14 protein-coding genes and 1 pseudogene are annotated in these 14,174 nt (G+C 39.6%); 13 read left to right on the top strand and 2 right to left on the bottom strand.

The window, feature by feature from the left end; genetic code table 11:
* Positions 1-155: 155 nt before the first annotated feature.
* The 3 genes from BFU02S_RS16385 to tmk all read left to right on the top strand — a co-directional run bounded on the left by BFU02S_RS16385 (position 156) and on the right by tmk (position 2,553).
* On the top strand, positions 156-374 hold the full coding sequence (locus BFU02S_RS16385) for a sigma factor G inhibitor Gin (protein WP_084361066.1): 219 nt from the start codon (positions 156-158) through the stop codon (positions 372-374).
* Between the two features lie 90 nt (positions 375-464).
* Complete coding sequence (locus BFU02S_RS10245; protein ID WP_066370024.1) at positions 465-1,904, top strand: aminotransferase class I/II-fold pyridoxal phosphate-dependent enzyme; 1,440 nt, start codon at positions 465-467, stop codon at positions 1,902-1,904.
* Between the two features lie 25 nt (positions 1,905-1,929).
* Complete coding sequence (tmk, locus tag BFU02S_RS10240) at positions 1,930-2,553, top strand: dTMP kinase (RefSeq protein ID WP_066370022.1); 624 nt, start codon at positions 1,930-1,932, stop codon at positions 2,551-2,553.
* 166 nt (positions 2,554-2,719) lie between these two features.
* Here the strand turns inward: tmk and BFU02S_RS10235 are convergent, their stop codons facing one another.
* Positions 2,720-3,460: an IclR family transcriptional regulator gene (locus BFU02S_RS10235; protein ID WP_066370021.1), complete on the bottom strand. Its 741-nt coding sequence runs from the start codon at positions 3,458-3,460 to the stop codon at positions 2,720-2,722.
* Positions 3,461-3,609: 149 nt separating this feature from the next.
* Between BFU02S_RS10235 and BFU02S_RS10230 the strand changes: the two are divergent.
* The 9 genes and pseudogenes from BFU02S_RS10230 (at position 3,610) to rsmI (ending at position 10,983) form a co-directional block, all read left to right on the top strand.
* Positions 3,610-4,460, top strand: a pseudogene (locus tag BFU02S_RS10230) (dimethylarginine dimethylaminohydrolase family protein).
* A gap of 197 nt (positions 4,461-4,657) precedes the next feature.
* On the top strand, positions 4,658-6,280 hold the full coding sequence (locus BFU02S_RS10225; protein ID WP_066370020.1) for a M20/M25/M40 family metallo-hydrolase: 1,623 nt from the start codon (positions 4,658-4,660) through the stop codon (positions 6,278-6,280).
* Positions 6,281-6,443: 163 nt separating this feature from the next.
* Positions 6,444-6,773, top strand: coding sequence for a cyclic di-AMP receptor DarA (gene darA, locus BFU02S_RS10220; protein WP_066370016.1), 330 nt, complete (start codon positions 6,444-6,446; stop codon positions 6,771-6,773).
* Positions 6,774-6,840: 67 nt separating this feature from the next.
* Positions 6,841-7,848, top strand: coding sequence for a DNA polymerase III subunit delta' (gene holB / locus BFU02S_RS10215; RefSeq protein WP_066370014.1), 1,008 nt, complete (start codon positions 6,841-6,843; stop codon positions 7,846-7,848).
* A complete protein-coding gene (locus BFU02S_RS10210; RefSeq protein ID WP_066370010.1) occupies positions 7,841-8,668 on the top strand; it encodes a PSP1 domain-containing protein in 828 nt (275 codons plus the stop codon). Before holB ends, BFU02S_RS10210 begins: the two co-directional genes overlap by 8 nt.
* 13 nt (positions 8,669-8,681) lie before the next feature.
* The gene (gene yabA, locus BFU02S_RS10205; RefSeq protein WP_066370033.1) at positions 8,682-9,056 is read left to right on the top strand and encodes a DNA replication initiation control protein YabA; all 375 of its coding nucleotides are present in this window, start codon (positions 8,682-8,684) and stop codon (positions 9,054-9,056) included.
* 56 nt (positions 9,057-9,112) lie between these two features.
* Positions 9,113-9,853 carry a tRNA1(Val) (adenine(37)-N6)-methyltransferase gene (locus tag BFU02S_RS10200; RefSeq protein ID WP_174520338.1) on the top strand — a complete coding sequence of 247 codons (741 nt, stop codon included), beginning with the start codon at positions 9,113-9,115 and terminating at the stop codon, positions 9,851-9,853.
* Complete coding sequence (locus BFU02S_RS10195; RefSeq protein ID WP_066370005.1) at positions 9,840-10,127, top strand: GIY-YIG nuclease family protein; 288 nt, start codon at positions 9,840-9,842, stop codon at positions 10,125-10,127. Before BFU02S_RS10200 ends, BFU02S_RS10195 begins: the two co-directional genes overlap by 14 nt.
* Positions 10,105-10,983 (top strand): 16S rRNA (cytidine(1402)-2'-O)-methyltransferase, encoded by an 879-nt coding sequence (rsmI, locus tag BFU02S_RS10190; RefSeq protein ID WP_066370002.1) that lies wholly within the window; start codon positions 10,105-10,107, stop codon positions 10,981-10,983. Before BFU02S_RS10195 ends, rsmI begins: the two co-directional genes overlap by 23 nt.
* 56 nt (positions 10,984-11,039) lie before the next feature.
* On the opposite strand, the gene abrB is transcribed toward rsmI, so the two are convergent.
* Positions 11,040-11,324, bottom strand: a complete 285-nt coding sequence (abrB, locus tag BFU02S_RS10185) for a transition state genes transcriptional regulator AbrB (RefSeq protein ID WP_066369999.1) — start codon at positions 11,322-11,324, stop codon at positions 11,040-11,042.
* Positions 11,325-11,892: 568 nt separating this feature from the next.
* On the opposite strand from abrB, the gene metG reads away from it, so the two are divergent.
* Positions 11,893-13,848 (top strand): methionine--tRNA ligase, encoded by a 1,956-nt coding sequence (gene metG, locus BFU02S_RS10180; RefSeq protein WP_066369996.1) that lies wholly within the window; start codon positions 11,893-11,895, stop codon positions 13,846-13,848.
* The last annotated feature ends 326 nt before the right edge of the window (positions 13,849-14,174 follow it).

Here is a 14,174-nt window from a genome sequence, read left to right as displayed (position 1 = left end):
TTTTCATTTTAGTAAAATTAGCAATGAATAGAATAATTCTTTCAGAGACATACACCCAAAGGTAAAATGTAACATAATATATAAATTAAGATGTTATCTGTGGGGAAAATTCTTAAAATTGTATACAACTAAAAAAATATGGACAGAATGGGTGTATGGAGGTGGAGGGATTGAATTCAAGTTTGGCGCATAGGCAATTTGGGGAAATATGTATTATATGTGAACATCAAAAACCAAAAGGAATACATCTATACACTTCTTTTATTTGCACGGAATGTGAAAATGATTTAATCCGTACAGATACGAGCGATCCCAAATATAAATATTTTCTTAACAAACTAAAAAAAGTAACGACTCCGGAAATTTTCTCGTAAGAAGCTCTTTAGAAGGGCTTTATTTTTTTGTTCCAAAATCAAAATGATGCTGTTAAAATAGTTAAGAATCTTAAAAGGAAGTAAAACAAAATGGATATTCAATCAAAATTTCCTTTATATGGTGCTTTAATTGAACATGTAAATAAAAAACCAATTTCTTTCCACGTTCCGGGACATAAATCTGGACAAATTCAGCAAGGAGACGGAAGACATTTTTTTGAGCAAATTTTATGGCTTGATGTTACGGAACTAACCGGCTTGGATGATTTGCATGCACCTGAAGGAGCAATATTAAAGGCGGAAACGCTTTTGGCTGAACTGTATAAAGTGCAAAAGAGCTTTTTTCTTGTTAATGGTTCTACAGTTGGTAATTTGGCGATGGTTTTGGCAGCATGTTCAGAAGATGATACGGTTCTAGTGCAGAGAAACTGTCATAAATCCATTTTAAATGCTTTAATACTCGCTAAGGTTCGGCCAGTTTTTTTAGAGCCGGAATATGATCCGGCGTGGAAGACAGCAGCTGGTGTCAGTTTTGCAACAGTAAGGGAAGCAATTCGTCTATATCCTAATGCTAAAGCGTTAATCTTGACACATCCTAACTATTATGGAATGGCTTTCGACCTGGAAACCATAATCCAAGAGGCACATTTGCATCAAATCCCCGTCTTAGTGGACGAGGCACATGGCGCCCATTTTATTATTGGACAGCCTTTCCCTGCGTCAGCAGTTGAACTCGGAGCAGATATAACTGTCCAATCCGCACATAAAACACTCCCAGCGATGACGATGGGATCGTTTTTGCATTTTAATAGCGAATTGATAAATGAAAACAAAGTAAAAGCATATCTGGAAATGTTACAATCCAGCAGTCCATCTTACCCGATCATGGCCTCGCTTGATTTAGCCAGGTATTATTTAACTGGATATAATAAAACGGATTTGGCATATCTGTTGGAGAAAGTTAGGTATTTTAAGGAAACATTAGAGACGATTCCGGCGATAAAAGTGTTAGAATTTCCAAATCAGTTTGGTGACTCTTTAAAAATAACGATTCAGACACGATGCGAGTTAAATGGATTCGAGTTGCAAAAACGATTGGAAACGGAAGGGATTTATACCGAACTGGCTGATCCATACAATGTTTTGTTCATTTTTCCGTTATTAAAAGAAGGGCAGCACTATCCGCTGAAAGAGGCAGGTTTTAAAATAAAACGAACTTTAAGGGACTTGCCGCTAATGAAGCAAAAAAAGGATGACAAGCTGGAAACTAATAAAATTTCTGAATTAGTCATTAACTTTAAAGAAATGTCATGTTTGGAGGAACATGCTTTACATATAAAAGAAGCATTAAATTGCGTATGCGCGGAAACCATTATTCCTTATCCTCCGGGAGTTCCACTTTTATTAAGAGGTGAGCGAATTACGTCTGAAAAGCTTGAGCAGTTAATGTCTTTATTAGCATCTGGGGCAAAGTTTCAAGGGGGATGCCTGATAAAACAAGGTATGCTAAAAGTGTTCAGAACGACTTAAGATTAAACAGTTTTGGAGGTTTTTTATGGGAAATGGAACATTTATAACATTTGAGGGCCCGGATGGTGCGGGAAAGACGACGATTATTAAAATGGTTGCGGAACATCTCAACAATGTATTAGTAACAAGGGAGCCGGGGGGAATTGATATTGCGGAACAGATCCGACGAGTAATTTTAGCAAAAGAAAATACCGCAATGGACCCTAGGACGGAAGCATTGCTTTATGCCGCAGCGAGGCGACAGCACTTAATCGAACGGGTAAAGCCGGCATTAGCCGAAGGAAAAGTAGTGCTTTGTGATCGGTTTGTCGACAGTTCATTGGCCTACCAGGGCTATGCTAGAGGGGTAGGAATGGATGAAGTATTTACAATTAATCAATTTGCCATTGAAGATATGATGCCGAAATTAACCATCTATTTTGATATTGAACCGGAATTGGGCTTAAAGCGCATCAATAATAATAAAGGCCGGGAAATTAACCGCTTGGATTTGGAAAACCTTGCATTTCACCATAAAGTGAGAGAAGGATATCATATCCTGTTAGAATGGTTCCCGGACCGTATGGTTAAAATTGATGCATCCGGAACATTGGATGAAGTTTTTCAAACAACTCTTAAGCTTGTAAAGGCAAAATTAAAGACACCATAATAAGGCTTTTTTTCACTGACTCGCTAACCGGCGAGTTTTTTATTTATGTGTTGGGGGTCATGTACAGATTGTTGATGGGAGGAGAAAAAGCAATAGCCCTCTTGTTTGGCTTCATAAAGTAACGATCCTTAACTAAAAACAAAAGGGCATTTTTCAATCCAGTTTTCTAATCTAACTTATTCCCAAGTTTTCTTGAAATACGCTTGCCATATTCTATTACTTTTTCAATGAGAAAGCTTTGTCTTTCTTCAGATAGACTGAAATTTACATACCCAATGCTGATGGCACCAACAAGTTCATTCGCGTGATTAAATACCGGGGCAGCGACAGATGAAGTTCCTGGCGTTTTCTCCCCATGGCTCTCTCCATAACCTTTAATCCCAATTTCGCTTAATATTTGGGAGAATTCCCCTTTTTCTACTTCCGGCACTAATGAATTAATAATCTTTGCCGTTTCATTTTGCGCCATAAAGGCCAGCATAACTTTATTGGCAGCGCCGATATTCATTGGAATACGCATACCAAGCTGATCATAAATGCGGATTGGATTATGAGGACAATCAATTCTTTCTATAACTAATGCTTCTAACCCAATTGGCTTACTAAAGTAGATGCTTTCTTCCACTTCATGCATTAAGTTTTCCATTTCAGGACGAATTAAACCAACAAAATCAAAGGTATCATACATTTGCAAGCCATATTCCAGCCAAGCATTTCCCATGGAATATATTTTTGAATCGGGATCTTGTTGAATCAGGCCGTGTTTTTTCATTGATTGTAATAGACGATGCATCGTACTGACTGGTAAGCCACATTCCTTGGATAAATCAGTAATGGGAAGCCCTTTTTTTGATGTATTTTCAGCTAAAACTTTTATTACTTGCATGGCTCTGTCAATGGTTTGCATTTTGATCATCTCCACCTATTTATTCTGTAAATTCAAAATATATTGACATGTAAATTTAACTATTATAATATCATAATTATAAATTTTCCTAATAGGGAAAATCAATTCCACAATGCGGAAAAATGGAGGTGAATATTTTGTTATCATCGATGTATAAAAAACTTAATACGGTTATTTTAAAACACCCAAATGATGCCTTTCGCAGCCAGGAACATCTTGGTCAGGAGTGGAAGAAATTCAACTACATCCAAGAGCCTAATTTTATCGTTGCACAACAAAGAGTATGAGCAGTTTCTTTCTCTTTTGAAACAGCATGTGGCTCAGATTGAATTTTTACCTGCCGTTGAAACCGTTGGGTTGGATTCCATTTATGCACATGATCCAGTCAAGTTCACGCCGAAAGGGGCAATTATTTTAAAGTCGGGAAAAGAATTGCGCCAGCCGGAAGCAGAAGCCTTTAAACAATTTCTACAAGAGAAAGAGATTCCGATTTTAGGTGAACTGATAGGGGATGCTAGAGCCGACGGCGGTGACCTTGTTTGGCTCGATGATCGCACATTGCTTGTTGGCTGGGGATATCGTACAAATGATGCGGCCATTCAGCAATTAAAAGAGCTGACCAATGATTTTGTGGATGAGTTTATTGTTGTCCCACTGCCTCATGGTCGCGGTGAATCAGAATGTCTCCACCTCATGTCGATCATTAGTTTAGTAGATGCCGATCTTGCCGTAGTCTATTCCAAACTGATGCCCGTCTTTTTAAGACAATTATTAATGAAACGGGGAATCCAGCTGATTGAGGTTCCAGATGAAGAATACGATCTTCTGGGCTGTAACGTACTTGCATTAGAGCCGCGTGTTTGTGTAATGGTTTCTGGAAACCCTTACACGAGGAGGAAATTACTAGAGGCAGGGGCCATTGTCTATGAATATGAAGGAAACGAAATTTCTTATTTAGGTACGACCGACATGCCTGACATGCCCTGTGGTCCGTATCTAAAAATGGAGGAGGATTACCTATGTTCAAAAACGCGATTGTCAAATTACCAGGAGCGACTTATATCAACGGTTTAACCACGTCCAACCTTACTTAAAAAATAAGAAACCAATCAATCTTGGTAAAGAAACGGACTTTTAGGGTGTCAGGCACCAATTGAAATGACTACCGATATTTTTTGAATTGAAGGAGTTATACGAATGGAAAAGCTTAAGTGGGGAACACCTGAAGCCTTACGCAGCTTATTATGTGAAGTAGTTGGCTGGAAGAGTATGACGTTAACGAATGGAGAGCGGGAGTTCCCAGCCAAAATTCACAAAAAGCTTTTGGATTTGACTTATTTTCAGGAGAATCCAAATCATTTGCAGTTACATGATGCTGATTTGGGGCGTAGTTTTTTAACGGCATTATATAAGCATCCTGAAGCAGAAGATACGATTGTTTTCATCAGTCATTTTGATACAGTTAATACAGAAGAATACGGTGATCTGGAGGAGTTTGCTTATCAGCCGGAGAGATTGACGAAAATACTTCTCGATCGAATGGAAGATTTATCGGAAGATGCCCGACAAGATTTGAAATCCGGTCATTACCTTTTTGGCCGTGGGACGATGGATATGAAAATGGGCCTCGTTATGCATATGAGCCTAATTGAAAAGGCTGCCGCAGAAGAATGGCCGATAAATCTTCTTCTGTTAACTGTTCCTGATGAAGAAGTCAACTCGTCAGGAATGCGGGCTGCGGTCCCTAAACTTTTAGAGCTAAAGCAGGAACATAATCTTTCCTATACGCTTTTCTTAAATGGGGAACCAGTATTTTCACAGGAGCCGAGAGACAACAATTATTATATTTACTCTGGTTCTATTGGCAAAATTATGCCATCAGCCCTTTTTTACGGAAAGGAAACACATGTCGGAGAACCGCTTGGCGGCATTACTGCCCCTTTCATTGCCTCTTTTTTAACACAGAGAATAGAGTGGAATGACAGCCTTCAGGAAGAAGTAAGGGGAGAAAGAACCCCGCTGCCGGTAACGCTCCAACAAAAGGATTTACGTCTGGAGTACTCTGTTCAAACGCCGTACCGTACTGCTGCTTTATATAATGTATTTTTAATGAAGAGAAATGCCGCAGAAATTATGAGTGCTTTTGAAAATATTGCTTTGGAAGCTGCTGATGATTGCAATCGGTCGTATAAAGAAGTTTGCATCAAGCAGTCTGTTGAACCGGCCTGGGAAGTACGTGTCCTTCGATACGAGAAATTACTGAAGTATGCCATTAAAAAGCTTGGGGAAAAGAGTGTGGAGGAAATCAAAGCCTCTATTCATTCGAATCCTGAATGGGATGACCGTGAAAAATCTTTTCGAATGGCGGATACGCTGATGATTCAATGCCAAGAACTGGCTCCAGCCATTGTTTTGCTATTTGCCCCCCCTTATTATCCGCCGGTTAATTCTTCTGATGATGATTTGGTGAAACAATGTGTGGAGTTCATAAAAAAACAAGCCTTTGAAAAGTATGGCCTGTCGGTCAAACAAGTTCACTATTTCAATGGGATCAGTGATTTAAGCTATGTGAATTATCATGATACTGGAGAAGGTTGGACGATTTTTAAAGCAAATACCCCCGTTTGGGGCAGTTATCATATCCCATTTGATGCCATGGCGAAACTCCAGGCTCCAGTATTAAATGTAGGTCCATTTGGCAAAGACGCCCACAAAAGGACGGAACGGCTTCATGTACAAAATGCCTTTGCCGAAGTTCCAGCCCTTGTCGAAGGAATGATCAAAATGTTGATAGGAAATAAGATTAAATTAAATTCATAAATTGTTTAAAAAAGCCTTAAGAAAGTGGGTGTCCAAGATTGTTTTCGGACAGCCACTTTTTTTTATTGAATCTTGTCAAAAGTGAAAACTGGGACAGTTACCTGCTATAATATAAATAAAGGATAAAAGGATTCGGAAAATATGAATCGAGAGGATGGTTTATATGAAACTTATTATCGCTGTTGTTCAAGATCAAGATAGCAATCGGTTATCAAAGGCATTGGTGGAGAATAACTTTAGGGCTACCAAGCTTGCCAGCACGGGCGGATTTTTGCGTTCCGGAAATACTACCTTTATGATTGGTACAGAGGATATTCGGGTAGAACGTGCCTTGCAAATCATTAAAGAGAATTGCCGGTCAAGGGAGCAGCTTGTCTCACCGGTTTCACCGATGGGTGGAAATGCGGATTCCTATGTCCCGTATCCTGTGGAAGTTGAAGTAGGTGGAGCAACTGTCTTTGTCCTGCCGATTGAACAATTTCTCCATTTTTAAAAAATACTTGAATACTGACTGGCGGAAAGATTTCTGCTGGTTATGAGAAAGTTAGTGAGTGATAAGCATGGTTAAAACATGGGAACAATTAGAAGAGCTGCAGCCAACGGTATTAAGAATGCTGAAAATGAGCCTGATCAAGAATCGGGTGGCCCATGCCTATCTATTTGAGGGTCCAAGGGGGACAGGAAAAAAGGATGCAGGATTATTGTTTACAAAGGCCCTTTTTTGTCCTTCTTTAATCGATGGATACAAGCCATGTGAAACATGCCATAATTGCCGGCGCATCAATCATGGAAATCATCCGGATGTACATATTGTACAACCGGACGGATTATCCATTAAAGTGGAACAAATTAGAAGTTTGCAGGCTGAGTTTTCGAAAAAGGGATTAGAATCCTTGAAAAAAGTTTACCTGATTGTTGATGCTGATAAAATGAGTATAAGTGCTTCCAATAGTTTACTGAAGTTTTTGGAGGAGCCAAGTGCCCAGACAACAGCATTCCTATTGACAGAACAGCCTCAGCGAATATTGCCGACGATTCAATCGAGATGCCAAGCCCTTGCATTCCAGCCGCTGGCACCAAAGATGATGGTCAAACAGCTGGTGGAAAACGGAGTTGCACCTGAGAAAGCGCAGCTGCTGGCAAATTTAACGAACAATTTAGAGGAGGCAATTTCCTTAAACACCAATGAATGGTTTGCACAAGCTCAAAAAATAGTGGTAAAATTATATGAAGTGTTGAACAAGAGTCCCCTTGAAGCTTTTGTTTTGCTTCAGACCGACTGGTTTTCGCACTTCAAAGAGAAAGATCAAGTAAATCTTGGTTTAGATTTATTACTTCTAATTTTTAAAGATTTACTTTATATACAATTGGATAAAAGAGCGCAAATTGTTTTTAAGGAAGTAAGTTCCCGATTAGAGCAATTTGCTTTACAAACATCAGGACGGCGCCTTTCGATTCAAATGTCAGCTATCCTTGAAGCAAAAAGGAAGCTTTCGGCGAATATGAATCCTCAACTTTTGATGGAACAGCTTGTGTTAAAATTGCAGGAGGGATCTTCATTTGTATGATGTTGTAGGAGTACGCTTTAAAAAAGCGGGAAAAATTTATTACTTTGATCCTGGAGACCTCTCAATCCAAAAGGATGACTTTGTCATTGTCGAAACAGTACGCGGCGTCGAATATGGAAAAGCTGTGATCCCACGGAAACAAGTAGAGGAGCATGATGTAGTCCTGCCGTTAAAAAAAGTAGTTCGTATTGCCGATTCCAAGGACCGAATGATCGTGGAGGAAAATCGGCGGGCAGCTCAGGAAGCATATGAAATATGTAACGAAAAAGTTCATGAACACCAGTTGGATATGAAGCTGGTAGATGTAGAATATACGTTTGACCGTAATAAAGTCATCTTTTATTTCACGGCTGACGGAAGAGTTGACTTCCGTGAGTTGGTCAAAGATTTAGCAGCCATTTTTCGAACGAGGATTGAATTGCGCCAAATTGGTGTACGGGATGAAGCAAAAATGCTAGGCGGTATCGGTCCATGCGGCAGAATGCTGTGCTGCTCGACATTTTTAGGGGATTTTGACCCTGTATCCATTAAAATGGCAAAGGACCAAAATTTATCGTTAAACCCGACGAAAATTTCTGGCTTATGCGGCAGGTTAATGTGTTGTTTAAAATATGAAAATGACGAGTATGAGACAGCCAGAGAGGCTCTTCCCGATTTGGGAGAAGTGATTGAAACACCACATGGTACAGGAAAAGTAGTTGGAATTAATATACTAGAGCGGGTACTTCAGGTAGAACTGCAGGAACAAGAGCGGGTTCTGGAGTATACCTTGGATGAAATCATTAAGGAAGGTGCCTTTTCTATTCAATCCACAGATTAATGAGGTGGAAGGCGTGGATAAAAAAGAAGTATTTGAATCGGTTAGCAATATGGAAACCCAGATTGGCGATCTTTACCAAAGGCTGGGAGAATTAAAGCAGCACATAGCTGAGATACTAGAAGAGAATCATTATTTAAAGCTTGAAAATGAACATTTAAGGCGCCGTTTAGATGTAACTGTGAAAGAAGAGACGAAAAAATCCGGGTTAACAAAGGGATCATCCCCAACGAAAGAGGACAAGAGTGTTAAGCCGTTTGATGTTGGGGAAGGCTATGACAACCTTGCCCGGCTTTATCATGAAGGATTCCATATTTGCAACCTTCATTTTGGCAGTCTGCGCAAGGAAGGCGATTGTCTATTTTGTCTTTCGTTTCTTAATAAGAAATAACCTGAAAGAGGCTGAGCGTTCAGCCTCTATTTTCGTAGATAAGGATGGTCATGGTGATTCACTTGAAAGAAGATGAACGGTTAGATTATTTATTGGCAGAGAATTTACGGATTATCCAAAGCCCGTCGGTTTTTGCATTTTCACTCGATGCCGTTCTTTTGGCAAAGTTTGTCTATGTCCCGATCCAAAAAGGAAATATTCTTGACCTTTGCAGCGGAAACGGTGTGATTCCATTATTTTTATCAACAAGAAGTAAAGGGGACATTACGGGTGTAGAGATTCAAGAACGCCTCTATGATATGGCGGTAAGAAGTGTTGAATATAATGGGCTTTCGAAAAGGATTACGATGGTCCATGGAGATATAAAGGATATGCCAAGAACATTAGGTTACGGGAAATTTGATGTTGTTACCTGCAATCCGCCCTATTTTTCAACACCTCCGAAGGGAGAAGTGAATGTAAATGAACATTTGGCGATTGCCCGTCATGAAATTCTTTGTACGTTAGAAGATGCCATTAAGGCGGCCAGTGATCTTCTCAAACAGGGAGGAAAAGCGGCATTTGTCCACCGTCCGGGAAGGCTGCTTGATATTGTGACCTTGATGCGAAAATACCGGCTCGAACCAAAAAGGCTGCAATTTGTTTATCCAAAACAGGGGAAGGAAGCAAATACATTGCTGATTGAGGCCATTAAAGATGGGAGTCCTGATTTGAAAATTATTCCGCCGCTCATTGTTTATCAAGAAAATGGTGAATATACGGAGGAAGTCAGTAGAATTTTATATGGAGAATCATAATCATTATTTCTATGTATTGACCTGTTGTGATGGCAGCCTCTATGGCGGTTATACCAATAATCTGAAGCGGCGGATCCGGCTTCATAATGAAGGCAAAGGGGCAAAATATACAAGGAGCAGGAGACCGGTACAGCTTACCTATTTTGAAATATATGAAACGAAAACGGCAGCATTACGGGCGGAGTATCAGTTTAAGCAATTGCCGCGAAAGAAAAAGCTTGAGTTTATAGCGAGAGAGAGGGGTGATCATGATGTGGCAGCAGAAGAGCTTTGAACATGAAGAGCAAAAAGGCATTCTGTATTTGGTGCCTACGCCAATCGGCAATTTGGAGGATATGAGTTTTCGGGCGGTGAAGATTTTAAAGGATGTTGATTTAATTGCTGCTGAGGATACAAGAAATACTAAAAAGCTGCTCCATTTCTTTGAAATTGATACACCAGTTATTAGTTATCATGAACATAATAAGGTAACAAGTGGAGAGAAGTTGCTCCACAAAATAAAAGGAGGGCTAAAAATAGCCTTGGTCAGTGATGCGGGGATGCCAGCCATTTCTGATCCGGGTTACGAGCTGGTTGTAAACGCGGTTCAGGAAAAGCTAGCAGTCGTGCCGCTGCCGGGGGCCAATGCGGCAATGACTGCGTTAATTGCTTCCGGACTTTCCTGCCAGCCGTTTTATTTTTATGGCTTTCTAAGCCGTAATAAAAAGGAAAAACGTCAAGAGTTAGAAGAACTTAAATTTCAAAAGGTAACGCTTATTTTTTATGAAGCCCCGCATCGCTTGAAAGAAACTTTAGGATTGATGGTTGAGATTCTTGGCAATCGACAAATAGCGATATGCCGGGAATTAACGAAGAAGTTTGAGGAATTTATAAGAGGTAGTCTGCAAGAAGTCATTGAATGGGCCGATACCAATGAAGTTCGCGGCGAGTTTTGCCTAATTGTCGAGGGTTCTGACAAAGGAGCAGCGACAGAAGAAAATTGGTGGGAAGGGTTATCGATTGATGAACATGTAAAACATTATATTTCCACTAATAATATGACATCAAAGGAGGCTGTCAAACAAACAGCAAAAGACCGCGGAATGAATAAACGTGACGTTTATCAGATTTTCCATATTGATAGTCAATAAAAAACAAATGGCTCTAGAATATTATTCATTCTAGAGCCGTTTATTTAAATCGAATCTTATTTCACTAATTGGAAGTGATCTTGAATTTCTTTAATAAGCTGTTCTGCGCCTTCACGGCTGAGAATTAATTTTCCGCCGGCAAGCTGAAGGTTATCGTCAGAAACTTCGCCAGTGACAACGCAAGTCATATTTGGTTTATATTTTTTTAAGATAATGCGGTCATCATCAACATAAATTTCAAGTGCATCCTTTTCAGCAATACCAAGTGTACGTCTTAACTCAATTGGAATAACCACACGGCCCAGTTCATCAACTTTACGGACAATACCAGTAGATTTCATTTCTTATAATCTCCTCTCACTTTTAAGCTATTTTATTCTTTATTTATTGATTCGTCATCATTCGACAAATTCTATGTTTTTATAATACCAGCCATTCCCATATTCGTCAATTATTTTATTTTAAAAATAATATTAAAATTTGATTAAAAAATGCATTTTGTTGATAAATTAAGTAGTTCAGATATCGAAATATGTTTTATATATTTTTAAAGTATCAGCAAATATATTCTACTTAATTCGACATAATTCTACAAATATCAACTTTGACTACATAAAATATATTTCGATTGTGTTCTGCTTTTTTGTGGGTACGATTAAGAATAATTTTTCCCCTGCTAGGGTCTATAAAAGGCTGTTTCTTGCACAAAAGCCTGTTTTTCGATATATTTTTTGATGATATAGAAGTGAAAAAATTAGGCAATAATGGTATAGGGTTATATTACTTTGCTTATTGTTTAGCCTCTCATTGTCAAATAATCTTTCGTCCGACGTTAAGGCTGGAAGAATAGTGGCTTGTTTGGGGCAGATCAGGGCATTTGCGCTTTTCTAAATTAAGGAGGGACCATAAGTGGGGGAAAATTCGAAAACTTTCTACATTACCACACCGATTTATTATCCAAGTGGAAATTTACATATCGGACATGCTTATACAACAGTTGCCGGAGATGCGATGGCGCGTTATAAGCGGATGCGAGGGTTTGACGTCATGTATTTAACCGGCACCGATGAGCATGGCCAGAAAATCCAGCGGAAAGCAGAAGAAAAAGGAGTCACCCCTCAAGAATATGTCGATGAAATTGTTGCCGGAATTAAAGAGTTGTGGGGAAAACTGGATATTTCTTATGATGACTTTATTCGGACAACGGAAGACCGTCACAAAGAAGTAGTAGAACGGATTTTTGCGAGATTGTTAAAACAAGGGGATATATATATTGATCAGTATGAGGGTTGGTACTGTACCCCATGTGAATCGTTTTATACTGATCGCCAGCTTATTGAAGGAAATTGCCCGGATTGCGGCCGTCCAGTAGAAAAGGTAAAAGAAGAATCATACTTTTTTAGAATGGGGAAGTATGTTGATCGGCTGCTTGCGTACTATGAACAAAATCCTGATTTCATCCAGCCGGAATCACGTAAAAATGAAATGATCAATAATTTTATCAAACCTGGCTTGGAGGATTTGGCCGTATCGAGAACTACATTCGATTGGGGCATCAAGGTGCCGGGTGATCCGAAGCATGTAATTTATGTTTGGATTGATGCTTTGTCAAATTATATCACCGCACTTGGATATGATACTCAAAATGATGCCAAGTTTAAAAAATATTGGCCGGCTGATGTTCATCTTGTCGGCAAAGAAATTGTCCGCTTCCATACAATTTATTGGCCGATCATGTTAATGGCCCTTGATCTGCCGCTGCCAAAGAAAGTATTTGCACATGGCTGGCTCTTAATGAAAGACGGCAAGATGTCCAAATCGAAAGGAAATGTAGTCGATCCTGTTACGTTAATTGACCGCTATGGGCTTGATGCGCTCCGCTATTATTTATTACGGGAAGTACCGTTTGGAGCGGATGGTGTATTTACACCTGAGGGATTTGTCGAAAGAATTAATTTCGATCTGGCAAATGATTTAGGGAACCTCCTGAATCGGACAGTAGCAATGATTGAAAAATATTTTAATGGGGTTATTCCAGATTATCAAGGGTCAAATGGAGAATTTGAAAAGGATTTGTTAGCTGTCAACCGTGAAACGGCAGTTAAATATGAAGAAGCTATGGAGAAAATGGAGTTTTCCGTAGCGTTAACGGCAATTTGGCAGTTAGTCAGCCGGACGAACAAATATATTGATGAAACCCAGCCGTGGAATTTGGCGAAGCAGGAAGAACGAAAAGATGCGCTTGCCAGCGTCATGGTGCATTTAGCCGAATCATTGCGGAGAATCGCAATTCTTTTAAAGCCGTTTTTGACCCGGACACCTGATGGGATCTTTACACAATTAGGTATTCAGGATGAGCGCCTGAAAACATGGGAAAGCCTTGAAACATTTGGCATGATTCCTAGCGGCACAAAAGTAGAAAAAGGTGCCCCGTTGTTCCCGCGGCTCGAAATTGCCGATGAAGTAGAATATATTAAAACGAAAATGCAAGGAAGTGCACAGGCTGTGGAAGAAAAGAAAGAGGAGAAGCAAGAAGAACTAGCAGAAATATCTATTGATGATTTTCTAAAGATTGATTTGCGTGTGGCAGAGGTTATTGAATGTGAACCAGTTAAAAAGGCTGATAAACTGTTAAAACTGCAGCTCGACCTTGGATATGAAAAACGCCAGGTTGTTTCCGGAATTGCCCAATATTACAAACCGGAGGAATTAATCGGCCGGAAAGTTATTTGTATTACTAATCTTAAACCGGTGAAGTTACGTGGCGAGTTATCTCAAGGGATGATTTTGGCTGGATCAAAAGATGGCCAGCTCTCCATTGCGAGCGTTGATTCGTCATTGCCAAACGGAGCAAAAGTGAAATAAAGCCTAAATAGAAGCGCCTCTTAAAGGCGCTTTTGCTTTGAAAGAAAAGAAAGAACATTTACCTGTCAGAGCTGACCAAGGCGCTTGCGCTTTTCTTACGATAGGAAAGCATCCCTACCGGCATAATTGCAACTACGCTTCATCTGGCTTGCCATTTGGTGAGTTGGCTAAAATTATCCATACACAAGGGAGCTTTCGAAAACTATTTATGTTTCACATGAAACAAATTTCGAGTCACTTCTATTTTTTATTTCAAAATAAAAGGTTTTTGTTGAAAAAAGAAAGTTCCTGTAAAAGAAAAAGGCTATGACAAACTGGGGTAGTGT

The organism is Neobacillus fumarioli NBRC 102428, assembly GCF_001591485.1.
In the GTDB taxonomy this organism is placed as follows: Bacteria; Bacillota; Bacilli; order Bacillales; family Cytobacillaceae; genus Neobacillus; species Neobacillus fumarioli.
The sequence above is the reverse complement of the archived record's forward strand: the minus strand, read 5'-3'. Positions and strand labels throughout refer to the sequence as shown.

What these genes read in the sequence shown, in the direction of transcription:
- BFU02S_RS10225 (WP_066370020.1), top strand. Translation starts at nt 4,658, where the DNA reads ATGGAAAAGCTTAAGTGGGGAACACCTGAAGCCTTACGCAGCTTATTA.
- rsmI (WP_066370002.1), top strand. Translation starts at nt 10,105, where the DNA reads ATGTGGCAGCAGAAGAGCTTTGAACATGAAGAGCAAAAAGGCATTCTG.
- BFU02S_RS16385 (WP_084361066.1), top strand. Translation starts at nt 156, where the DNA reads ATGGAGGTGGAGGGATTGAATTCAAGTTTGGCGCATAGGCAATTTGGG.
- holB (WP_066370014.1), top strand. Translation starts at nt 6,841, where the DNA reads ATGGTTAAAACATGGGAACAATTAGAAGAGCTGCAGCCAACGGTATTA.
- BFU02S_RS10195 (WP_066370005.1), top strand. Translation starts at nt 9,840, where the DNA reads ATGGAGAATCATAATCATTATTTCTATGTATTGACCTGTTGTGATGGC.
- tmk (WP_066370022.1), top strand. Translation starts at nt 1,930, where the DNA reads ATGGGAAATGGAACATTTATAACATTTGAGGGCCCGGATGGTGCGGGA.
- darA (WP_066370016.1), top strand. Translation starts at nt 6,444, where the DNA reads ATGAAACTTATTATCGCTGTTGTTCAAGATCAAGATAGCAATCGGTTA.
- BFU02S_RS10245 (WP_066370024.1), top strand. Translation starts at nt 465, where the DNA reads ATGGATATTCAATCAAAATTTCCTTTATATGGTGCTTTAATTGAACAT.
- BFU02S_RS10235 (WP_066370021.1), bottom strand. Translation starts at nt 3,460, where the DNA reads ATGCAAACCATTGACAGAGCCATGCAAGTAATAAAAGTTTTAGCTGAA.
- abrB (WP_066369999.1), bottom strand. Translation starts at nt 11,324, where the DNA reads ATGAAATCTACTGGTATTGTCCGTAAAGTTGATGAACTGGGCCGTGTG.